The sequence below is a fragment of the Bacillus cereus group sp. MG1 genome, assembly GCF_040460035.1.
GTDB classification, from domain to species: Bacteria; Bacillota; Bacilli; order Bacillales; family Bacillaceae_G; genus Bacillus_A; species Bacillus_A cereus.
In genome coordinates this window covers 3,035,866-3,059,877 of record NZ_JARVGY010000001.1, presented here as the reverse complement: position 1 = coordinate 3,059,877, position 24,012 = coordinate 3,035,866, and the positions used below count along the sequence as shown (strand labels likewise).

The window sequence follows — 24,012 nt, the reverse complement described above, 5'->3', positions numbered from 1 at the left end:
AAAGATTTTTGACACTTTTATACAATTCTTATTTTCCCAGCCGATACCTCTACCGAAAATTTGAGAAACATTTTTCAGATAATTCCAATCCAAAAAAGAGGACATCTATCGGATGTCCTCTTTTCTATAAACCTTTTATTGTTTTTTCAATTCAATTGCTAAATAGTGTGATTGCTCTTTCGCTTGAATGTGAATATCTTCTTCTACAGATTCTGCCGCATCCCGCATAACAAACGTTTCACCATTGATTACACTGCTTCCTTCAATTTGTACAAGATACAATTGACGGCCTTCTTTCACTGGAAAATGAATTTTTTTCCAGCCTCTAATGATAAGGAATATAAATTCGCATCTTGGTGAATTTGAATTGGTGCATTTCCTTCTACTGAAGATACCATATGGAACCATTCATTTTCACGCTTGCTCCAATCAAATTTAAACTCACCATAGTTTGGTTTATGATCTGCACGGTCTGGTAAAATCCAAATTTGTAATAAACGCAGCGTTTCATCGCCTAAATTATGCTCGCTATGAAATACACCCGTGCCAGCACTCATATATTGAACATGTCCACGCTCAATCGTTCCGCGATTTCCCATGCTGTCTTCATGTGTTAAAGCACCATCTACAACGTAAGAAATAATCTCCATATCACGATGTGGATGCATATCAAAACCAGTTTGCGCCGCTACTAGATCATCATTAATAACACGTAACGCTCCGAAGTTCATGTTATTTGGATTGTAGTAATTGGCAAAAGAAAAATGAAAATGTGTATTTAACCAACCATGATTTGCTCTGCCCATATTTTTATGATCAACTTTTCTAAACATATCCTTCACCTCATACTATCTCGAATTCGAGATTTATTTTAAAATTTTTTCTTACTGTAACTTTTTTAATAGTGTTAATAACTGCTTTTGTTCCTCTATATTTAAATTATGAAACTTCTCTGCTTGGAACGTTTCTTGAGGTGGGACGATTTCCTCATATAAAGCTCTTCCCTTTTCTGTTAAAGAAATATATTTCGTAGTACCCTCTTGTTCACGCAAAATCCACTCAAGCTGCTCCATTTTATTTAAAAGCTGCGTTACATTTCCTTTCGTAACAAATAGCTTATTTCCAAGTTCTTGCTGCGTTAAACGATTATATCCTCCAACTTGAGCTAACACATCAAACTGGGCGGCAGATATATTCCATTTTTTCAAATGCTGATTCGTCTCACGAATACTCTTATTATAAAAGCGTGACAAACGAAACCATAATAGTAGCCCTAGTCTATCTTCTGTTTTCATTTCATCACCTCGCTCGTTTCATATCATTAGTTTAGAACTAAACTTAATAAAAGTCAAATACTTATTTTTAATAAGCATAAAAAGCACAGCGCTATTTCTCCACTATGCTTTACATTAACTTTCTACTCTTATATTCATCCAATTTCCTCTCCGCGAACTTCCTCGCATCTTTTTCAATCCACCGCTCTTCGTACCGTTCACTTCCCACATACAATATATCTCTCTTATGCTGCATCGCATGGCGGAATTCATGCAGTAGCGTTTTGAGAACTTGATCATACTCTTCCCACATACAAACGAAAATTAATTGCTTTTCTTTATGATAAAAACCACCTACTGGGAATAGGAACTCTTCTTCCTCTTCCCCTAATGATAGAAGCACATCATTTGCATCACACGTATCACAAAAAATAACGGGCGTTTTACATACTTCAATAAGAGAAAACAAATCCTCTCTCAACTTTTTGACATCCCAAGGAAGCTCCGAATCCAACACATACCAATTCTCTACCTGTTGATATACATTTTGAAACTGGAGTTCCATTTCTCTTTATTCCCCTTTCCAAGCACCCTTTTTCTATATGTATGCCACAATATAGTAAATATTAAACGTATTCTTTCATCCTTGAAAAAATGCCAATAAAAAAGGAATCTACGTCGACATAGATTCCTTTTCTGTAATCACTTTTTTTTCATCATTTTTTTTAATACAAAATAACCAATTGCACTAACAATAGCAACAAGTGCAAAGTATTTCACATATGGCCCCGCAACTTTATTAATACTTTCCCACTCTGTTCCTAATTTAAAACCTAAATATACAAACACAATTGACCACGGAATAACAGCTAATGTAGTTAGCGTAATAAACTTAGCATGTGACATTTTCGCAATACCCGCTGGTATCGAAATAGCATGACGCACAACCGGAATAAAACGTGCGGTAAAGATAACGCCAGTTCCATAACGATTAAACCAATCTTCAGCATAATCAATATGTTTCTTCTGAATTAAAATATATTTTCCATATCGCTCAAGAACAGGTCTTCCTCCATATCGACCAATCCAATAAATGAATAGTTGTGCAATTACACCACCAATTGTACCGAACGCGACAGCGCCCCAAAATGTAATGCTTCCTGTTGATACTAAATAGCCTGCATAAGACAATACGATTTCACTTGGAATAACCTCTAGCATTAATCCAAGCATAATTCCCCAATAACCAAGTCCTTCTAAAAAAACTAAAACCGAATGAATCAACTCTCCTAACATCATGTACCTCTCTTTACTGTTTTCATCACCAAAATAAAAGTACAAGCAGGAAATATCTTGTACTTTTATTTTTTTAATTTAGTTAGTCTTCGTATCCCACTTAAAGATTTTATTTAAGAATTTATATACATTCTTCGACTCTTTTGTCAGAAGTGGGCCTAAAATGGATAGTATAAGCACGTATAGTGCTGAGAATGGTTTCAGTACTGACATTAAACCACCGGCGATACCGATATTAGCCATAATGATGGAGAACTCTCCTCTGGAAACGATTGTTAATCCGATATTTGTTGATGCTTTATGAGATAATCCAGCTTGTCTTCCTGCAATCATTCCTGCTACAAAGTTACCGATTATCGTAAGAAGGACAGCACCTAACGTTAACCATATCGCTCCGCCTAATGAGAACGGATCAATACTTAACCCGAAGCTGAAGAAGAAAATAGCTCCGAAAAAGTCTCTAAATGGAACAACAAGATGTTCAATTCGGTCACTATGCTCTGTCTCAGAGAAAACTAATCCTAGAAGAAGTGCTCCAATTGCTTCTGCAACGTGAATTGTTTCTGAAAAACCAGCAATGAAGAATAACGAAGCAAATACTACAATAATAAAGATTTCATCTGAGCTAATATTGAGCAATTTATTTAATAACGGCGTAGCCTTTCTAGCTACTATAAAGAATAGAAGCATATATCCTAAAGCAATTCCAATTGAAGTAAGGGCACCTAAGAAGGAAGCGTGATCTCCAAGTACTAAACCAGAAACAACTGATAAATATACAGCAAGGAATATATCTTCAAACATAATAATTCCTAAAATTAATTCGGTTTCATTATTACCAGTTCTTCTTAAGTCCACTAACACTTTAGCAACGATAGCGCTAGAAGAAATCGTAATAATACCCGCAATAATTAAGATTTCTAGTAATGGGAATCCCATTATAAATCCGTATAACAAACCAAGTGAAAAGTTAATTAAAATATAAATCGTTCCGCCAATCGCAATAGAGCGTCCAGATTTAATTAGTTTTTTCATTGAAAATTCTAATCCTAGATAGAATAGAAGGAATAGAACCCCAATTCGTCCAAGGAAGGAAATTACACTTGCACTTTCAATAAATTTGAGATCGATAACACCTATTGTCGGTGCATGCGGTCCTACTAACATTCCAAGAACGATTAGAAAAGGAATTACTGAGAATTTAAATTTCCCAGCAATTACTGCTGCAATTGCCACTAAAACTAAAGCTGTACCAACTTCAAAAATTAACGTATCCATCTAATCAGTCCCCCCTATTTGAAAGTAATTCATTAATGATTTTTTTAATTTCTTCTCTCTCACCTGAAACTACAAGCATATCTCCTTCTTCAATTACTGTTTCTGGTCCTGGATTAAATAGCTTCTTCATGTTCTTCTTCATAACCGCGATTATTGTTACGCTATATGTTTTTCTTATTTCAAGATCGCCAATTGTTTTTCCGATTGCTGGAGCTGTATTCTCCACTTTGAACCACTCAATCGCTAAACCTTCAAAAACCATCTCAACATTTTCTAACGCCCTAGGCTTATATACCATTCCACCTAATATTGCAGCGATTTGTCTTGCCTCTGAGTCACGTAGTGAAATACTTGAGATGCTTTCTTCATGGTCTGAATCAAAATGATACATTTCTCTACGACCATCATCATGAATGACAATTACCATCTTTTCATTACCTTTCGTAACGATTTGAAACTTATAACCAATACCCGGAAGTTCACTTTCTCTAATATTCATTTTTAGCTCCTCCATAACTTGTTTATTTTAATTTTCTGTTTTTCTGTCTTTTATTCATCCAATCAACTTTAGAAATTCTAACCACTCAGGATATTTGTGATTTGGAAATCTTTTATTGTAATAATAAGTGGACCCTAAAAAGATACTTAAAGATGTAATGATAAAAAATATATTACTTCTCATTTTCAAACTCTCAAGGCTTACTTTCCATAAAGAATCTTCTTTCAAATTATCCCCACTTTCTCGCTTTAAATTTAGTTTTTTAAAATGTAAATAATTCTAAAAATATTACGATGTAACATAATCATAACACAAAAATGTTTTAAGTAACATAATTTTTTAGAAAAATTGATTCTCGTATATTTTTTGCATATAATTTTCTTATTACGAAAAAAAGGAAGTGTATTATATGGTTGATATCTTTAGCAGATTCCTTGAGGTAACGAATAATATTTTATGGTCATATATTCTTATTGCAATGCTAATCGGCTTCGGTCTTTACTTCTCTTTTAAATTAAAATTTGTCCAAATTACTCATTTCAGTGAGATGGTCAGCTTAATTAGTAAAGGGTTTAATCGAAAAGAAAAAAAGAAAGATAGCATCTCACCATTCCAAGCATTTTGCTTAAGTGCAGCAGCACGTATCGGTATCGGAAACTTAGCTGGTGTAGCATTAGCAATTTCAATGGGTGGACCTGGCGCAATATTTTGGATGTGGTTTATCGCAATTATCGGAGCAGCTACTAGTTTTGTAGAATGTACACTTGCGCAAATTTATAAAGTAAAAGATGGAAGTAGGTTCCGTGGTGGACCAGCATATTACATGGAAAAAGGGTTAAACAAACGCTGGATGGGCGTCTGGTTTTCACTTCTTATTACAGTTGCGTATGGATTAATTTTCAATTCAGTGCAAGCAAATACAGTAACAATAGCGTTTGAAAATGCTTTTGGACTAGAGCGAACAATCGTAGGAGCTCTATTAGCCTTATTAGTTGCAGTTATTATTTTTGGTGGCATTAAGAGCATTTCACGTATTACAGAAATGATTGTTCCGCCAATGGCAATCGTTTATATCGGCGTGGCTATTTTTGTCGTTATTAACAACTTCAGTATGTTACCAAGCATTTTCATGGAAATCTTTAACGGTGCATTCGGTTTAGACCAAGCCATCGCTGGTGGTATTGGAGCAGCAATCAAGTTCGGAATTCAGCGCGGTTTATTCGCTACAGAAGCGGGAATGGGTAGTTCTCCTAATGCAGCCGCAACATCTGATGTATCTCACCCTGTAAAACAAGGGCTTGTTCAAGCGTTAGGCGTTTTCGTAGATACATTCTTAGTATGTACATCAACAGCATTTATCGTATTATGTTCTGGACTTTACAAAGGATCAAATTTAGAAGGTATCGAATTAACACAAAACGCATTAAGTTCACAAATTGGACCGTGGGCAAGCACTTTCTTAGCGATTATTATTTTCCTATTCGCTTTCAGTTCACTTCTAGGAAACTACTATTATGGTGAAACAAATATCGCATTCATTAAAGAAAGTAAAACATGGTTAATGATTTATCGTGTTGCAGTTGTCGGAATGGTATTCTTCGGATCAATCGCTGCTCTTAAAACAGTTTGGAGTTTAGCTGATTTATTCATGGGACTAATGGTATTCACAAACTTAATTGCCATCTCATTCCTTAGCAAATTTGCTTACGCTGCATTAGTAGACTATTTGAAGCAAAAGAAACAAGGAAAAGATCCTGTCTTCGTTGCAAACTCTATCCCTGGCTTAAAGAATACAGAGTGCTGGGATGGGCAAGATGTAGAAGAAAAACAAAAGGCTGTTTAACAAATAAAAGCGGAAGCGGCTCGTTCAGAATCGCAGGACACTTCAAGCTCTCGACCTTGAAGCGCTTTTTGCTTCGAGCGAGAGAGCGAAATGACCGGAGATTCTAGCCGCTGGAGCTGGATATCAATTAAAAGCGGAGGTGACTTGCTCAGAACAGGAGGGCATTGGAGCTCCTGACGAAGAGGCGTTCTTTGCCTCACAGGAAGGCGCGAAATGACCGGAGATTCTAGTCACCGGAGCTGGATATCATTAAAAGCACAAGCGGCTCGTTCAGAACAAGAGCCATATCTCAAACAAAGGCCCTATTACTTCACCGTAATAGGGCCTTTTATTTACAACAGTTCATAATTTGTTCAAATTAATTCCAGCAAAAGGGTTGATTTATAGAGATTACTAGATTATAATTATTATAAATTAGTAATTGGTATCACATAACAACTCAAAAGGAGATTGATCATAATGAACAAACAAGTAATCGAAGTATTAAACAAACAAGTAGCAGACTGGAGCGTTTTATTCACAAAACTTCACAACTTCCATTGGTACGTAAAAGGACCTCAATTCTTCACATTACACGAGAAATTCGAAGAACTTTACACAGAATCAGCTACTCACATCGATGAAATTGCAGAACGTATTTTAGCAATTGGCGGCAAACCAGTAGCAACAATGAAAGAATACTTAGAACTATCTTCTATTCAAGAAGCAGCATACGGAGAAACTGCAGAAGGGATGGTCGAAGCAATCATGAAAGACTACGAAATGATGCTAGTCGAACTGAAAAAAGGCATGGAAATCGCTCAAGACTCTGACGATGAAATGACATCTGACCTACTACTAGGCATCTACACAGAACTAGAAAAACACGCTTGGATGCTACGTGCGTTCTTGAATCAATAATAGATTTAAAAGCGGAAGCGGCTTGCTCAAAATCGCAGGGCATTGGAGCTCTCGACCTTGAAGCGCTTTTTGCTTCGAGCGAGAGAGTGAAATGACCGGAGATTCTAGCCGCTGGAGCTGGATATCACCTAAAAGCGGAGGTAGCTTGCTCAGAATGTGAGGGAGATGGAGCTTTTGACGTAGAGGCGCTCTTTGCCTCGCAGGAAAAAGCGAAGCCACCGAACATTCTAGCTACCGGAGCTGAATATTACTTTAAAGCGGAAGCGGCTCGTTCAGAGTCGCTTTTTTCTATAGATTGATCGCGCATGCTGGTACATGAAATTTATATCAGCGATTTTTCCAACATATCGGCGATTCTCCCCAATATATCAGCGATTATCCAATTATATCGGCGATTCCATCCAATATATCAGCGATTTTTCAATTATATCGACTTATCGACAAATCACGACAATATTAACACGCCTCTCTCCCCTACTTTTATCAATATATTACAATCTCATCTATGTTAAAATATAGGAAACACCCTTTAGCTTTTCCAAATTCATCATTTACTACTTAAATGACGGGAGTGGTTCAGTTGAAAGACTACTTAATTAGAGCATTTTTTGCGTTAATAACAGTTGGGATTCTCTTACTTATAGCTAATATTTTCAATATACGTGTCGAGGTTAAGGACTATGCTTTCCTCGTTGTCGTAGCAATTGGTGGCGGCTGGGGTGGCTGGTACCTGTATAAAAAGCAAAGCAATCAAAATAATAAAGGCATTCCAAAGTAATACGGAATGCCTCTTTTTATTGCCTTCTGTAATAAATAATGAAATTCAGACCACTAATACAACCAATCGCAATAAACATACAAAACGATTGTGGATCTCCACCTAGATTATACTCATCAACGATAAACCCAGACATAAACAACGTTATCGCGGAAACACCGATACACAATACCGAGATAAACCAAAGCGAAAATTCATTAATCAACTCTTTCTTCTGTCTCAAAACAATTAGCATAACAAGAATAGATGCTGCTAAAATACTTTTAAAGACCGGTCTTAAATACACAAACTCCTCCATCTCTTTCTCCTTTTCCAAAAACATTACATCTAAAAATTAACATATTTAACCAAATTAAAAACACATGCCATCTTAAATTAAAACGACATGTGTTTCCGTATTTGCTATGATAGTTGCTTCCACTTCGTTCCCAAAACAGGACGCTCATAATTTTGGATTGCATGAATCAGTTTATCTGCTGTCTCTGCTGAAACGATCAATTCTTTATTTGATGGATTCATAAATCCTTCTTCTGCTGCACGTTCAACCATTTGCAAAATTGGTCCGTAAAAACCTTTTATGTTTAATAAACCAACCGGCTTATTATGTATACCAATTTGTGACCAACATACAACTTCAAATAGTTCTTCAAACGTTCCGTATCCGCCTGGAAGCGCAATAAAAGCATCTGCAAGCTCTGCCATTTTAGCTTTACGTTCGTGCATCGTCTCTACTTCAATTAATTCTGTTAATCCTGTATGCACAATTTCTCCTCGGAATAGACCGCGCGGCATAACACCTGTTACACGTCCACCTAAACGAAGAACTTCGTTTGCTACTTCTCCCATTAATCCGACACATGAACCACCGTATACGAGCTCATAGTCGTTCTCAACAAACATTTTACCTAACTGAATTGCCTGCTCTTTAAATTCTGGTCTCTCTCCTAAATTAGAACCTGCAAACACACAAATCTTTCTCATCCCTACACCCCGAAACTATATATTGTTATGATACAATGAACATTGTACAACATATTGAGGAGATGAGGAAGAAATGGATATCGTTGCATTTCAAAGATGGGTTGAGGAATTTTACGAAAAACGAAGCTGGTCACAGTATAATGCCTTTATTCGCTTAAATTTCTTAACCGAGGAAGTTGGGGAAGTTTCACGAGTCGTTCGTGCTATTGAAATTGGCCGCGATCGCCCTGATGAAGATGCGAAAACAGAAGAAGAGCTAAAACAAGAACTAAAAGAAGAACTTGGCGATGTACTATCTAACCTTATTATTCTTTCGCAAAAATATGATTTAGACTTACAAGACATTATGGATGCACACGTCACAAAGCTTTCGAAAAGGTTCGAAGTATCTAAATGAGAATATTATCAATTATGGTATAATATTATTGTCACAATACTAAGGGGGATTTTATGTTATCAAAAAAATTGCACGACGCATTAAATGAACAAATGAACTTTGAATTTTACTCTGCCCATGCTTATATGGCAATGGCTGCTTACTGTACAGCTGAGAGCTATGATGGATTCGCTAACTTTTTCCTTGTACAAGCTGAAGAAGAACGTTTCCACGCAATGAAGCTTTACAACTATATTAATGACCGCGGAGAACGCGCTATTATTACTGGATTTGATAATCCGAATAACGAATACAAATCTGTATTAAACGCTTTTGAAGTCGCACTTGAGCACGAGCGTGAAGTAACGAAACGTATTTACAACTTATCTGATATCGCTTGGGACGAGCGTGAACATGCAACAATTACATTCTTAAAATGGTTCGTTGACGAACAAGTTGAAGAAGAAGCTTCATTCGATAGCATCATTCAAAAATTAAAACGTATTACAAGCGATTCAAACGCACTGTTTATGCTAGATGCTGAATTAGAGAAACGTACATTTACGCCTCCAGCTGAATAATATTTCAATCACCTTAATACATGAATTAAGGTGATTTTTTTGTTTGCTCTCTATCTTAAAATCACCTTAAATTTCCTCATATTTGACATAGTGCCAGCTATAAAATGGTATTATTTTCAATATAAAAACGAATATACGAGGAGAGGAAAAATGAATCAACGTGTAGAAGCTGTTGATGCAATTCGTGGTTTCGCTTTGTTTGGCATTTTACTAGTCAATATGACATTAATTCAATTCGGGTTCTTCACCAGTGAAAAACCAACTTATCTATTCGGCGATCTTGATAAAGGCGCTAATTGGTTTATTCAATTCTTCGGCACACATAACTTTATATCCCTATTTTCTTTTCTATTTGGACTTAGCATTATTTTGTTACAAAAAAGTATTATCGCAAAAGGAAAAAAATTCTTCCCCACATACATAAGACGTATTATCATTCTTTTACTACTCGGCTACATTCACGGCACTTTTGTTTGGGAGGGAGATATTTTATTTGCATACGGAATAATTGGGATTTTCTTAATGATGTTCATCAATCGAAAACCGAAAACTTTGCTCATTTGGGCGATTATTCTACTCGCACTTATTACACTTATGTCTTATCAAACTGATCCATCTACAAATATAAATGATTTTGCACCTTATACTGAAAAAGAACATAAAGTCCATCAAACTGGAAGCTATATGGATCACGTCAACTTTAGATTGACTGAAAATCCTTTTGATTACATGGGAATTGACGGTGCATTCGGATTATTTTTCATATCAGTTTTCGCAATAATTTTTATGTCTCCACTGTTCCTACTCGGAATGTATGTAGGGAAAAAAGGCTGGCTATTTGAGGTCAATAAACATATACCTGGTGTCAAAAAAATATGGTTTGCCACCGGTCTCTTCTCTTTTACAATTAAAATCTTAGCTATGTTCGTAAAGCACCCGCTTTTAATTATGTTACAAGATGGCCTTACACCAGTAACTATGACCTTCTTTTACGGAAGCACAATCATTTTATTATTCCATTACAAAAAAGCAACCCGTCTACTAACATACATGGCGAACATGGGGAAAATGTCCGTTAGTAATTACTTAGCGCAATCTATTATCGCAACAACTATTTTTTACGCATATGGATTTGGCTTATACGGGAAAATCGGCTATTTCTTCGGTATTCTTTTAACCATCGGAATTTATACGATTCAATTATTCGTTAGCACCTATTGGCTCCAGAAATACCGAATGGGGCCAGTGGAATATGTGTGGAGACTGGGAACTTATTTAGAGAAACCACGTTTTAAAAGAAACTTGGATAAAGCAAGTTAAACAAAAAAAGCAATGAGCCTACGCTCATTGCTTTTCTTAATTTATTAAAGCATAACCCCAACGATAATCGCTGATAATATACTTACTAACGTTGCACCGTATACAAGTTTTAAACCGAATGATGATACAACGTTTGCTTGTTTGCCATCGATACTCTTCGTTGCACCTGCGATAATTCCAATAGATGAGAAGTTCGCAAATGATACAAGGAAGATAGATAAAATACCTACTGTACGAGCTGATAAATCACCAGCTACTTTACCAAGGTCAAGCATTGCAACGAATTCGTTCGTTACTAATTTTGTTGCCATAATTTGTCCTGCTTGTAGCATCTCTGATGTTGGAATACCCATTACGAATGCTAATGGTGAGAAGATATATCCTAAAATGCTTTGGAATGTGATTCCGAAAATTGAATCGAATACACCGTTAATTGCTGTAATTAATGCTACGAAACCGATTAACATCGCCGCTACTGTTACAGCGATTGAGAAACCAAGCATAATATATTCGCCTAACATTTCAAAGAATGTTTGTTTCTTGTCTTCTTGTAATTCTAAAATATCGTCTTCTTCTTTTACTTCATATGGATTAATGATATGAACGATAATGAATCCACTGAATAAGTTTAATACTAGTGCTGTTACTACATATTTTGGATCAATCATTTTCATATAAGAACCGACGATTGACATCGATACTGTAGACATTGAAGATGCACAAAGTGTGTATAAACGATTTTTCGGTAATTTGCTTAGTTGATCTTTTACTGTAATGAATACTTCCCCTTGACCAACGATTGCAGCTGCTACCGCATTATATGATTCTAGTTTTCCTAAACCGTTAACTTTACTTAATAGGAAACCGACTGCACGAATGATAATCGGTAAAACTTTAATATGTTGCAGAATCCCGATTAATACTGCTAAGAAAATAATCGGTAATAATACTGTTAAGAAGAATGGTGCTTGTCCATCGTTTGCTAGACCACCAAATACGAAATTAACCCCAGCTTCCGCAAATTTTAAAATAGCGCCAAATCCATCTGCGATCCCTTTTACTAATACGAATCCGACCTTTGTATTTAGTAAGAAATACGCAAGTACCAATTGAATGACAAGCATAAGTGCAATTGGTTTATATTTAATTTTCTTACGATCTGAACTGATAAGGAAACCTAGTACAAACACTACAAGTAAACCGACTAGAAACATTACGAACTTCATATGTGAATCCTCCACTTCTCCCACGAGTTATTGGTCGTATAACGTATAACGAATGACGTCTGACCATTGTTGTTAAAAAATTTAAAACCCCTAAAACTATTCAACTGTCATCTAAAATCAGTAAGCGTTTACATAAATTGCAATTTATAAAAGGTAGCTTCTTCTCTCCTACCATAATTGAAAGTCTGAAATTGATACCACCTACAAATCAAATTGTAAGCGTTATCTAGACGAAATGCAATATAAATTTTAAAAGATTTTTATATGTTAATATATTCCTAATTAATTGGTTTTTTCATGCAAATTTACCATAAAAATAGCCCTAGCTATGAGCTAGGACCATCTTTTTTTATAACATAACACCAACGATAATCGCTGATAGAATACTTACTAATGTCGCACCGTACACAAGGCGTAGACCAAATGATGATACAACATTTGATTGATTTTCATCGATACCTTTCGTTGCACCTGCGATAATTCCGATAGATGAGAAGTTCGCAAATGATACAAGGAATACAGAAAGGATACCAACTGTACGAGCCGATAAATCACCAGCTACTTTTCCAAGATCAAGCATCGCAACAAACTCGTTTGATACTAATTTTGTTGCCATAATTTGTCCCGCTGTTACCATCTCAGCTTGCGGGATACCCATTACGAATGCTAATGGTGAGAAAATATATCCTAAAATAGCTTGGAATGTAATACCGAACATTGAATCAAACAAGCTATTAATTGCTGTAATTAATGCTACAAAACCAAGTAACATAGCTGCTACTGTAATCGCAATCGTGAAACCAAGCATAATGTACTCGCTTAGCATTTCAAAGAATGATTGTTTTTTCTTATTTTCTAATTTCAGTGTATCTTCTTCTTCTGTAATATCGTACGGGTTAATAATATGAATGATAATGAAACCACTAAATAAATTTAATACAAGTGCTGTTACTACATATTTCGGTTCGATCATTTTCATATAAGAACCAACGATTGACATCGACACTGTCGACATAGAAGATGCACATAATGTATATAAACGATGTTTTGGGATTTTACTTAATTGATCTTTTACTGTAATAAATACTTCTGCTTGTCCAACAATGGCAGCTGCTACTGCATTATATGATTCTAGTTTTCCTAGACCATTTACTTTACTTAACAACGTACCAATAGCACGAATAAATATCGGTAAAATTTTAAAGTGTTGCAGAATTCCGATTAAAACCGCAAAGAATACGATTGGTAATAGCGCTGTTAAGAAGAATGAAACCTCTCCTTTATTAACAAGACCACCAAATACGAAAACGATTCCAGCTTCCGCATATCCAAGAAGTGCGCCAAATCCATCTGAAATTCCTTTTACTAAAATATAACCAACTTGCGTATTTAATAAGAAATAAGATAATGCTAGCTGAATAATAAGCATAATTGCGATTGGTTTATACTTAATCTTCTTTCGATCGGCACTTATAAGAAAACCGAGTACAAATACAACGAGTAATCCTACAAGGAACATAACAAACTTCATTAATAAAATCCTCCATTTAACTCTTCATTAACGTTGAACGTCTGACCATTCAAAACAAGAAATAATCCGAACTTTCCATTTCTCCTCCGTAACCTTCGATTGGATAGGAAATGTCATAAAAACTCTTGTTTCAAAGGCATTTTCCATTCTAACATAAATCACAACTCATATCCGCACTTTTCTTTAAAAAATTACATTTAATTATTAAATGCTCATAAATGTTCGTCTTTTACCATCTATAAACAACTGGATAAAACAAAAAATGAGCATCAAGTTTCACTTGATGCTCACCTCATTATACTGCTTTTTCTTTATCAGCTACTGCTGACTTATCCCAGCACTCTGTATTTTTCAAACCTGGAATAGAATCCGCATAGAATACCGGATCTTTCCCTTGTTTCTTTTGATTTACGTAATCTGATAATGCCGCAAAAGCATACTTAGAGAGGAATACAATCGCCACTAAGTTAATAACAGCCATAATACCCATGAATAAATCTGCTACATCCCAAACGATTTGAATTGTCGCTACAGATCCTAACATAACCATACCAAGTACAGCAATGCGGTACGCTGTTAATAGCACTTTACTTCCATTTAAGAATTCAATATTTGTTTCACCATAGTAGTAGTTACCTACTAATGAACTGAATGCAAACAAGAAGATTGCAACTGCTACAAATATAGAAGCCCATGGACCGATATGTTGACTTAACGCCTGCTGCGTTAATTGAATTCCATTTAAATCAGCTGCATTATGCACATCTGATAAAAGAATAATAAATGCTGTACAACTACAAATTAATAATGTATCTGTAAATACCCCTAAAGTTTGAATAAAACCTTGTTTAACTGGGTGCGTTACGTTCGCAGTCGCTGCTGCGTTCGGCGCACTCCCCATACCTGCTTCATTTGAGAATAATCCGCGTTTTACCCCTAGTAAAATCGCGGCTCCTAGTCCCCCACCTACTACTTCTTTAATTCCGAAAGCATGTAAGAAAATCTCTTTAAATACATACGGAATTGCCGTAATGTTTGTTACGACAACGAATAATGCCACTGCTACATAAATAATTGCCATTACTGGAACAATCATTTCAACCGCGCGTGCAATTCGTTTTACTCCACCGAAAATAATAACTGCAAGTAAACCAGCCATAACAAGACCGACTAATCTACTATCTGTTTTGAATGCCCCATCAAAAGCTGCCGCTACAGTATTAGACTGTACAGCATTAAAAATCAATCCGAAACTTACTGTTATTAGAACAGAGAACACAACACCTAACCAGCGTTTATTTAAACCCTTTTCCATATAATACGCTGGGCCCCCACGGAATGCATTCCCATCTTTCACTTTATAAATTTGCGCTAATGTGCTCTCTACAAATGCAGAAGCACCCCCAATTACCGCGATTAACCACATCCAAAATACTGCTCCTGGACCACCCGCTGAAATTGCGATAGCTACACCAGCTAAGTTACCAGTACCTACACGAGAAGCTGTACTCATACAAAATGCTTGGAATGATGATACGCCACTCTTCTCTTTTTGCGCTTTTCTCGTTTTCGAGCTTGCTCCATCCCCAAGTAATCGAATCATTTCACCGAAGTAACGAACTTGGACAAATTTCACACGAAATGAAAAATAGAGCCCTAACCCAATTAACATCGCAATAATGACATATGACCAAAGGATATTATTTACATCCCCAATTACCCTAGCTAAAAAATCCATATTTGCATTGCCCCCTCTTCCTAACAATAAGAAAATTATATTCTAAAAACTTTTAGTAATCAAGAACTTTATGTTAGGTTTCATGACATGAATACGTTAACTATATTAACATACTTGTTTTTTTCATAAAAATATAGCTATTACATGCATTTATCCAATACTCAATCTCTTATCCTCTTCGCCCAGCCATACTTTTAAAACAGTACGTTCCCCACAAATAACGAGAGGAACAAACAAAAAAGTTATATTAATAATTACCCCTCACCCTTTTCATCATTTACTACAACAAAAAAGGCGAGCATCAAATTTACCTCGATGCTCGCCTTTTCAATTACACTGCTTTTTCTTTATCTGTTACCACTGGCTTATCCCAGCACTCTGTATTCGTTAAACCAGGAATAGAATCTGCACTGAAGACTGGATCTTTCCCTTGTTTCTTTTGCCTTACATAGTCTGTTAATGCCGCGTACGCAAATCGGCCAAGAAGTGTAATCGCAATTAAGTTCGTTATTACCATTAGACCCATAAATAAGTCTGCCATATTCCATACAACTTGAAGCGTCGCAACAGAACCGAATAATACCATTCCAACTACCGCAATACGGTAAATTGTTAACCACGTTTTGCTTTGCTTAATAAATTCAATATTTGTTTCACCATAGTAGTAGTTTCCTAGAAGTGAACTGAAAGCGAATAAGAAAATAATAATCGCTAAGAAACTGCTCGCCCATGGGCCAATTTGTGAGCTTAATGCATTTTGTGTTAGTTCAATACCTTCTAAATTCGTTGCTTTATATGCACCAGAACATAGTACGATAAATGCTGTTGATGTACATACTAAGAATGTATCTACTAAAACCCCGATTGTTTGAATAAAACCTTGTTTGGCTGGATGCGTTACATCAGCTGTTGCTGCCGCGTTCGGCGCACTACCCATACCTGCTTCGTTCGCAAATAATCCGCGCTGAATACCATATTTCATCGCAGCACCGATACCACCGCCTACAGCTGAATCTAAACCAAATGCACCTTTAAAGATTTCTGTAAACACATCTGGTAGTAAATAGAAGTTTTTAATAACAACGAAAATCGCTACCGCAATATAAAGAATTGCCATTGGCGGAACAATCATTTCCGACATACGTGCAATACTTTTTACACCACCAAAAATAATAACCGCAACTAATACTGCTAATACAATCCCAACAACGTAACGCTCAATACCAAATGCATTTTTAAACGCTAATGTAACTGTGTTTGCTTGTACTGAGTTGAAAATTAAACCGTAACTAATTGTAATCAGAATAGAGAACCAAATCCCCATCCAACGTTTATTTAAACCTTTTTCCATATAATAAGCAGGACCACCACGGAAGCCACTGCCATCTTTTATTTTATAAATTTGTGCAAGCGTACTTTCTACGAAACTTGAAGAAGCCCCGATAATCGCAATAACCCACATCCAAAATACAGCTCCAGGTCCTCCCATAGAAATAGCTAACGCTACACCAGCTAAGTTCCCGATACCAATACGAGCTGCAGAACTCATACAAAATGCTTGGAACGATGACACGCTACCCTTTTTACGTGTCTTTCCAGTTAGTCCATCACTCATTAAACGAACCATTTCCCCTAAATGAGTAATTTGTACGAATTTCAATTTAATAGAAAAATAAAGACCTAAACCAATTAACATTGCAATAAGAATATATGACCAAAGAATTGTATTTGTTGATGAAATAAATTGCTCTAAAATATTCATACAATTAACCCCTCCTTTTCTCCATAAAACGAATTATATTTAAAAAACATTCAAAAATCAACATTTTTCGACAATTTGCAATTTCCAAATATTAGCCAGGTTCACAGTAACAATATCTTTATGACTGACTACCCTCCCTCTAACTGTACATACTAAAACAAAAAATAAATTCACAAACAACCCTATTGACAAAAATACCAACCCGTAACTATAATGATTACAACAGTTTGTAACAAACCTAATTACAACAAATTCATTTACTTTCAGATATACACTTTAACAAAACACTTTGGAGGGATTTATTATGAAAATCGGAATTATCGGAGCAACTGGTAAAGCAGGAAGTCGTATTTTAAAAGAAGCATTGAATCGCGGACATGAAGTAACTGCAATCGTAAGAAACGCTGCAAAAATTACAGAAGAAAACGTAAAAGTTTTAGAGAAAGATGTATTCTCTCTTACATCTAACGACCTGCAGGCATTTGACGTAGTTGTAAATGCATTCGGTGCTCCAGCAGGCGAAGAACACCTTCACGTAGATGCAGGAAACGTACTTATTGAAGCTATGAAAGGTGCACCAAATACAAAATTACTTGTAGTTGGAGGCGCTGGAAGCTTATTTGTAGACAAAGAGAAAACAACACGTGTATTTGAGACACCAGGTTTCCCGAAAGAATATCTTGCAACAGCTCAAAACCAAGGTAAAAACTTAGAAATTTTACAACAAACAAATGATATCACTTGGACATTCATCAGCCCTTCTGCACTATTCGCATTAGGAAAACGCACTGGTTCTTACAAAGCTGGCAAAGACAATCTTCTTGTTAACTCAAAAGGTGATAGCTACGTAAGTTACGAAGACTTCGCAGTTGCAGCACTTGATGAGATTGAAAACCCAAAACATGTAAACGAACGCTTCACAGTAGTTTCTGAAGCTGAATAATAAAAAAAGCTCGTAAAACATAATGTTTTACGAGCTTTTTCTTATTATTGCACTTGCTCTAAACCATTTGGAGTAATCTTAAAGGAAATTTCTTTAAACTTTTTCTTATCTCCTTTTCCAACTAACTCACTCTTTTTATACCAACTTAAACGATCTGACTCGGCATGATACACTTTCAATACGTCACCATACTCGAACGCCATACCATTTACTTGTTCTGCAAAATTCTGCGAAGTTTCTTGTCCTTCTGCGGTTACATGCTTTTTCTCAGTTCCATTTTGATCATAAATCGTAAGGCCTATATACTGTTCATTTACAAAGCGATAATGAATCTCATCATTTGTAAATGTTGCATGTAATTTCTTTTCAGCGTGGTTTAACGTAATAATTGAACGTGTAACATCGGACACACCTTGATAGACTAGACTATCCCCATATGTCACCTCTACAGGAACTTCCGTCACTTTCTTATTTCCAAATCGATCTTTCGTTTCTACTTTTACTGTTTGCTGACCAATTTTTGTCGTATCTATTTTCCCTACAAAACCTACTACTTCTCCACCCTGTACTTCAACAAAGTTCTTCGCGTCTAGCGTTTCGCTATTTGTTCCGATTACTACTTGCTGCGGATTTGCTTTTACTGTTTGCTCACCGTCTAATCTTTCAAATCCATTTTCAGTTATTTTGAAGACTAATTCCTTTATCTCTTTACTTTTTCCTTCGCCCACATATACATCTTTTTGATACCAATGTAAACGAGAAGATTCCGCATGATATACTTTCACTACATCTCCATACTCAAATGCAATTCCATTTACCTCCTTAGCAAATTCTTGCGTATTCTCTAAACCTTTTACTGCTATATTTTTCTTCACTCTTCCTTCTTTATCGTACAATGTGAATTCAAAATACTTTTCATCTTTAAAGTAATCATGAATTAGGTTCTTTGTATCTGTCGCACTCAGTTTTTTCGTATCATGATGTAAAGTTACAATTGATTTTAAGTCACCATCTCTATAGCTCAGCCCATATACAAGTAGGCTATCTCCATATGTTACTGTTAGAGGAACTTCTGTCACTTTCTTATTTCCAAATCGATCTTTCGTTTCTACTTTTACTTTTTGTTCTCCGATTTTTGATGTATTTGGTTTTTCTGCAAAACCAACCACTTCTCCATCTTTTACTTGTACAAATTCTTTCGGATCTAGTTTGTCTACATCCATTCCGACTACTACTTTTTGCGGTTTCGCCGTCACTTCTTGTAAACTCTCTTTTAATTCGAACCCTTGCTCAGTGATTTGGAATAATTTCTCTTTTTTATTTTTAGCCTTCCCTTGATCTACAAGTGTATTATTTTGGTACAACTTCAGACGATCCGGTTCTGCATGGAATACTTTTACTACATCACCATATTCAAAATCCAATTCATTTAGTTCCATCGCAAATCTTTTTCCCGTTTCTTGTCCTTCTGCAGATACACGTTTCTTTTCAATCCCATTTCGATCATATAGCGTTAAGCCCATATATTCTTCTTTTTCAAAACGGTAATGTATTTCATTATTAGTAAAGTTTACATTTAATTTCTTCTTATTGTGGTGAAGTGTCACTGTCGACATTACATCATCTGAAAGTCCTTGAAAAACTATACTGTCATCATAAAATCCGTTAACTTGGACAGGAATTGAATTTTTATTTCCTTTCTCATCCCCAATTTCTACTAACACTTCCTGTTTACCATTCTCTAGTTTAGGCCATACAATCTTTCCTGTTACTTTTACATTCTCACCTAAATTTCGAACAAGTTTACTTGCTTCATTCTCGTCAGAATCTGTACCAACTAAAAGATTTTGTACTTCATTAGCAGGTTCACCATATGGAACCTTATACGGTTCAACTTGCTTCTCACGAATATCATTACTATCTGTAGCTTTCCAGATTTCCTTTTCTAATTTAGGTAACTTTGATTTTTCTATTTTCTCTCTAATATCATCATTTGGTGTTAATCCCCATTCCTCAAAGAAAGGAATTAAATTTTGCCCTGCCACTTGCGATGTCATATAAATAAATAGCTGCTTTTTCTCTTCATCAGAATGAGGCATTTCACTCTGAGGTAACAAACGATAAGCTTGATGTAACCTAGGATAAAAATGTTCTCCATACACTACATTTAATTGCCAAAACATTGTAAGAGGATTAATGTCATCAATGAATCTTTCTGCTTTAGGCTTCTCTAAATACTCAAATGAGTTTTTATAGTGCTCATCCATTTCTAATTGATTCCCTAACGCCTTTTGAACAGCTAATGAGTAAATATTTACTGTTACTTCCCTTACTTTAGACCACTTCCACGGTTCTTGCTGATGTAAATGACCAACTTCATGCCACGGTCCCCATCCATCCTTCTCAAGTACCTCTATATCTAAAACTCTATTCATTGCAGTTGGAATATATCCTGTATGATAATGTTTTGCAAACATAAAGTCCCCTTTAGCAGGCTTCCGTTTTTCAACAAACTGAACATAATGAGTTGGAGATTTTGCAAACCCAACACTGTCCTCAGATAATCCTGCCACTGCGTTTTCTAAACGGATAATCTTATCATGCAATTTCATTAAATCTGTTGGATCCGTATTCTTCATATATTTCTGCACAGAATCGTAAGTAGTAGTAATTAAGCTTCTCTCACCTTTTAATTCAACTGCATAAGGATCCTTATATTTTTTTAACATTTCATCCCAATCTTTTTTTGTATGCTTACCTAAAATAAATAAAGGAAAGTGACTACCACCATTTGTAACGGAAGCTGTTACTTCTCCTTCGTTATTCATATTATAAAAATATAAAATACCGCCTCTTGAAGATGAAATAACATTTTTCCCTGGTTTTAAATTAAACTCCTCTGGGTCCTTTTCATCATAAGATCTCGTTCCAATAAAAGCTTGGATAGACTGCGTTCCTTTTATGTCAATTGTAATCTCTTCATTTGGCTCTGCATAAATTCCAGTCGGTTCATTAGCGGAAAGTTTCCAAGTAACTCTTAAACGATTATTTTCTTCTACGCTACCTTTCCCCGGCAACTGAAATACTCTCTGCTCAAACTTATTCTCTTTTACCTCTTCTAATTTCCCACCTTTATTTTCTTCCAAAGGTGCTGCATATCCTTTCGATGCTTCGAAAGCTACTGGCGATAATAATGTAGATATACATATTCCAGCTACTAATACCCTACTCGTCTTTTTCTTCGACATAATCTGTGTCCCCTGTTCCTTTATTTAGATAAACTACCCTATATATTCATCTAATAAGTAATCCTATTATTCCTATAAAAACATTTGATGAATGGACTAACACCTCGCGCACCTGTATATATTACTACCGCATTTCTCTCCATGCATTCGCTTTCTTACATTGTAAAATTTATATGTAATATGCCCTCCTCACTTCTCTCTATTTGTGATGAGTTCTCTTGCTACATAAAAAAGAGAATAGTAAAAGATATTTTTCAGTATTGTCATCTATACATCTAAAAATAACAATAAAAACTTACATTTTCTTCATATATGACCATCTATAGGTAGTTTTTCCAAATGAATTTTACACGCTTTACACTTTGTTTGATAGCCTCTCTAATTAGAATAATGTTACAATTTCGTGAATAAAATCTATTTATTGCAACGTTTAGATTTTGTCACATTTTATTATTTTTAAATACTTTTTAAAACGTTAAAATAGTGTTTCACTCGATTAATTATTATCTTGATATACCTTTAAAGAATTCATATAAAAAAGCATTGGCATACGCCAATGCTTTTTCATTATCTCTTTTGATTCGGTTTATGCGGTTCATTTGGAGTATATGGCTTATTTGGTTTATTTGGAGCCTCAGCCTTTTTCCAACTTACCGCTAACTCTGGACTTGTTTTTTCTTCACTACGCTCAAGTAATACTACTGCATTTTGAATAGTCGATGTACCTTTATGCGCAATCCCTTGTAATTTCGTTAAATTTCCTGATACTTTAAAGCTAAATCCACCAGCTGGTGTTTGTTTTGGAATTAAAATGCGGAACTTTTCTCCTACATTAAATTCTGTTTTTGTTTCGCCTTTTTCATTTGCAAATTTTACGCCCGCTGGTGCACCTGTTGCTTGTACTTTATACGTTCCGCTTTTTGCATTTGTTTCTACTGTATATAAACCTGTTTCAAAGAAATCATTTTTTAATACTGCTTCTTGTTCTTCTGTAGGAGTTACACTCATCGTAATTTCTTGTAACTCTTCACTAGCGCTTGCTTTTGCAACGATGTCTTTCGTTACTTTCTCTACATTTTTATTGCGGAAATCTAAATCATTAATATCGATTTGTTTTAACGCATTCCACACTGCAAGCTGCGTTGCGTAATGTGCTTCTCTCCAATCAGAAACACCTAATTCTTGTGGACTCTTTTGTGGATATCCATTCAATAGTACACGGTATACGTTAATATCCACTTTCCCCATTTCCGGTAAATCTTGACCGCTTGGAGATTTCAAATCTACATTTAAGCAAAAAGCAATTTTGCCATCTGCGGTTTTAATAAGCTCTGTTCGAATTGGTTTCTTCTTTGACTTACTATAACTCCAATTCATTTCATACTTTGTATGGTCCATAACTTCTGCAAATGCTTTTTGAAGCGGGAATAACACAAATAAAACACTTAAAAACATAGCTAAAATCTTGAACGATTGCTTTATATTCATGTTTACAGCCCCTTATCACAAACTTAATACTAAGTAGTATTTATTTAGAAACTATTTTTATGCACAAAAAAAGAGTGCTTTTACGCACTCTTCTTTCTTACTTTAATCTTAGAAATCGAAGTTATCAGGATCTGGACCAACGCGGTGATTTTGATTTAACGCATCGATTTTTTCCATATCTTCTTTCGTTAATTCGAAATTAAATATATCGGCATTTGCAATAATGCGGTGTTCTTTCGTTGATTTTGGAATAGTGATTACTCCATTTTGAAGATCCCAACGTAAAATAACTTGCGCTGTTGTTTTACCGTGTTTCTCAGCAATTTCTTGTAATTTTTCGTTATCTAATAATTGACCTTGCATAAGTGGTGACCATGCTTCCATTTGAATACCTTGTTCTTTACAGAAAGCTTGTAATTCTTTTTGTGTTAAACGAGGGTGGTATTCTACTTGGTTAATCATTGGTTTAATTTCTGCATCTTTCATTACATCTTGTAAGTGATGAATTTGGAAATTACTTACCCCAATTGCACGTACGCGTTTTTCGTTATAAAGTGTTTCTAACGCTCTCCACGTATCTTTATATTTCCCTTCTACAGGCCAATGAACAAGGTATAAATCTAAATAATCCAGCTCTAATTTTTTTAAGCTTTCTTCATATGCAGCAAGTGTCGTTTCATATCCTTGATCCGAATTCCACACTTTTGAAGTAATGAATAAATCTTCACGAGAAATGCCTGCTTCTTTTATACCCGCGCGAATTCCTTCACCTACAGCTTTTTCATTTCCGTAAATTGCAGCTGTATCAATGCTGCGGTATCCTGCTTTAATCGCCGATTTCACTGCTTCTACAAGTTCTGGTCCATCCTCTACTTTAAATACACCTAAACCGAACCAAGGCATTTCTACACCATTATTTAATACTGTTTTACTTTGTAAGTTTTTCATTT

At 35.5% G+C, this 24,012-nt stretch carries 21 protein-coding genes and 1 pseudogene; 7 read left to right on the top strand and 15 right to left on the bottom strand.

Annotated elements, in window-relative coordinates; genetic code table 11:
- Positions 1–135: 135 nt before the first annotated feature.
- From QCI79_RS15850 to QCI79_RS15825, 6 genes and pseudogenes are all read right to left on the bottom strand, one after another.
- A pseudogene (locus QCI79_RS15850) lies at positions 136–833 on the bottom strand (pirin family protein).
- Positions 834–884: 51 nt separating this feature from the next.
- Positions 885–1,295 (bottom strand): MarR family winged helix-turn-helix transcriptional regulator, encoded by a 411-nt coding sequence (locus QCI79_RS15845; protein ID WP_000845468.1) that lies wholly within the window; start codon positions 1,293–1,295, stop codon positions 885–887.
- 109 nt (positions 1,296–1,404) lie between these two features.
- On the bottom strand, positions 1,405–1,839 hold the full coding sequence (locus tag QCI79_RS15840; RefSeq protein ID WP_000422800.1) for a DUF3920 family protein: 435 nt from the start codon (positions 1,837–1,839) through the stop codon (positions 1,405–1,407).
- 137 nt (positions 1,840–1,976) lie between these two features.
- Positions 1,977–2,570, bottom strand: a complete 594-nt coding sequence (uptA, locus tag QCI79_RS15835; RefSeq protein ID WP_000900222.1) for an undecaprenyl phosphate transporter UptA — start codon at positions 2,568–2,570, stop codon at positions 1,977–1,979.
- Positions 2,571–2,648: 78 nt separating this feature from the next.
- Positions 2,649–3,848, bottom strand: coding sequence for a cation:proton antiporter (locus tag QCI79_RS15830; RefSeq protein ID WP_000380223.1), 1,200 nt, complete (start codon positions 3,846–3,848; stop codon positions 2,649–2,651).
- 4 nt (positions 3,849–3,852) lie between these two features.
- Positions 3,853–4,347, bottom strand: coding sequence for a cation:proton antiporter regulatory subunit (locus QCI79_RS15825; RefSeq protein WP_001026075.1), 495 nt, complete (start codon positions 4,345–4,347; stop codon positions 3,853–3,855).
- Positions 4,348–4,756: 409 nt separating this feature from the next.
- Between QCI79_RS15825 and QCI79_RS15820 the strand changes: the two genes are divergently transcribed.
- The 3 genes from QCI79_RS15820 (at position 4,757) to QCI79_RS15810 (ending at position 7,868) form a co-directional block, all read left to right on the top strand.
- Positions 4,757–6,190 (top strand): alanine/glycine:cation symporter family protein, encoded by a 1,434-nt coding sequence (locus QCI79_RS15820; protein ID WP_000227591.1) that lies wholly within the window; start codon positions 4,757–4,759, stop codon positions 6,188–6,190.
- Positions 6,191–6,649: 459 nt separating this feature from the next.
- The gene (locus QCI79_RS15815; RefSeq protein WP_001041895.1) at positions 6,650–7,090 is read left to right on the top strand and encodes a Dps family protein; all 441 of its coding nucleotides are present in this window, start codon (positions 6,650–6,652) and stop codon (positions 7,088–7,090) included.
- Between the two features lie 580 nt (positions 7,091–7,670).
- Positions 7,671–7,868, top strand: coding sequence for a hypothetical protein (locus QCI79_RS15810; protein WP_000656313.1), 198 nt, complete (start codon positions 7,671–7,673; stop codon positions 7,866–7,868).
- A 16-nt stretch (positions 7,869–7,884) separates the two neighbouring features.
- Here QCI79_RS15810 and QCI79_RS15805 read toward each other — a convergent pair whose 3' ends face one another.
- Together QCI79_RS15805 and QCI79_RS15800 are read right to left on the bottom strand one after the other, a co-directional pair.
- Positions 7,885–8,166, bottom strand: coding sequence for a hypothetical protein (locus QCI79_RS15805; RefSeq protein ID WP_000390910.1), 282 nt, complete (start codon positions 8,164–8,166; stop codon positions 7,885–7,887).
- 104 nt (positions 8,167–8,270) lie between these two features.
- Entirely contained in the window at positions 8,271–8,849 is a 579-nt protein-coding gene (locus QCI79_RS15800; RefSeq protein ID WP_001225751.1) for an LOG family protein, read from the bottom strand.
- Between the two features lie 73 nt (positions 8,850–8,922).
- Between QCI79_RS15800 and QCI79_RS15795 the strand changes: the two genes are divergently transcribed.
- The 3 genes from QCI79_RS15795 (at position 8,923) to QCI79_RS15785 (ending at position 11,126) form a co-directional block, all read left to right on the top strand.
- Positions 8,923–9,246: a MazG nucleotide pyrophosphohydrolase domain-containing protein gene (locus QCI79_RS15795; RefSeq protein ID WP_000355749.1), complete on the top strand. Its 324-nt coding sequence runs from the start codon at positions 8,923–8,925 to the stop codon at positions 9,244–9,246.
- 53 nt (positions 9,247–9,299) lie between these two features.
- Complete coding sequence (locus tag QCI79_RS15790; protein ID WP_000949404.1) at positions 9,300–9,806, top strand: ferritin; 507 nt, start codon at positions 9,300–9,302, stop codon at positions 9,804–9,806.
- A gap of 150 nt (positions 9,807–9,956) precedes the next feature.
- Positions 9,957–11,126: a DUF418 domain-containing protein gene (locus QCI79_RS15785; protein ID WP_001076355.1), complete on the top strand. Its 1,170-nt coding sequence runs from the start codon at positions 9,957–9,959 to the stop codon at positions 11,124–11,126.
- A 44-nt stretch (positions 11,127–11,170) separates the two neighbouring features.
- Here the strand turns inward: QCI79_RS15785 and QCI79_RS15780 are convergent, their stop codons facing one another.
- From QCI79_RS15780 to QCI79_RS15765, 4 genes are all read right to left on the bottom strand, one after another.
- Positions 11,171–12,352: a NupC/NupG family nucleoside CNT transporter gene (locus QCI79_RS15780; RefSeq protein WP_000673874.1), complete on the bottom strand. Its 1,182-nt coding sequence runs from the start codon at positions 12,350–12,352 to the stop codon at positions 11,171–11,173.
- A 349-nt stretch (positions 12,353–12,701) separates the two neighbouring features.
- Entirely contained in the window at positions 12,702–13,883 is a 1,182-nt protein-coding gene (locus QCI79_RS15775) for a NupC/NupG family nucleoside CNT transporter (protein ID WP_000673839.1), read from the bottom strand.
- Between the two features lie 295 nt (positions 13,884–14,178).
- The gene (locus QCI79_RS15770) at positions 14,179–15,621 is read right to left on the bottom strand and encodes an alanine/glycine:cation symporter family protein (RefSeq protein WP_000346416.1); all 1,443 of its coding nucleotides are present in this window, start codon (positions 15,619–15,621) and stop codon (positions 14,179–14,181) included.
- Between the two features lie 331 nt (positions 15,622–15,952).
- Positions 15,953–17,383, bottom strand: a complete 1,431-nt coding sequence (locus QCI79_RS15765; RefSeq protein ID WP_001022922.1) for an alanine/glycine:cation symporter family protein — start codon at positions 17,381–17,383, stop codon at positions 15,953–15,955.
- A gap of 304 nt (positions 17,384–17,687) precedes the next feature.
- Here QCI79_RS15765 and QCI79_RS15760 point away from each other — a divergent pair, with 304 nt between their 5' ends.
- Positions 17,688–18,326 (top strand): NAD(P)-dependent oxidoreductase, encoded by a 639-nt coding sequence (locus QCI79_RS15760; RefSeq protein ID WP_000689925.1) that lies wholly within the window; start codon positions 17,688–17,690, stop codon positions 18,324–18,326.
- A gap of 44 nt (positions 18,327–18,370) precedes the next feature.
- On the opposite strand, the gene QCI79_RS15755 is transcribed toward QCI79_RS15760, so the two are convergent.
- The 3 genes from QCI79_RS15755 to QCI79_RS15745 all read right to left on the bottom strand — a co-directional run bounded on the left by QCI79_RS15755 (position 18,371) and on the right by QCI79_RS15745 (position 24,010).
- On the bottom strand, positions 18,371–21,574 hold the full coding sequence (locus QCI79_RS15755; protein ID WP_000038383.1) for a putative mucin/carbohydrate-binding domain-containing protein: 3,204 nt from the start codon (positions 21,572–21,574) through the stop codon (positions 18,371–18,373).
- A gap of 567 nt (positions 21,575–22,141) precedes the next feature.
- Positions 22,142–23,062 (bottom strand): thioester domain-containing protein, encoded by a 921-nt coding sequence (locus QCI79_RS15750; protein WP_001022515.1) that lies wholly within the window; start codon positions 23,060–23,062, stop codon positions 22,142–22,144.
- A gap of 108 nt (positions 23,063–23,170) precedes the next feature.
- Entirely contained in the window at positions 23,171–24,010 is an 840-nt protein-coding gene (locus tag QCI79_RS15745; RefSeq protein WP_000793551.1) for an aldo/keto reductase, read from the bottom strand.
- Positions 24,011–24,012 lie beyond the last annotated feature (2 nt).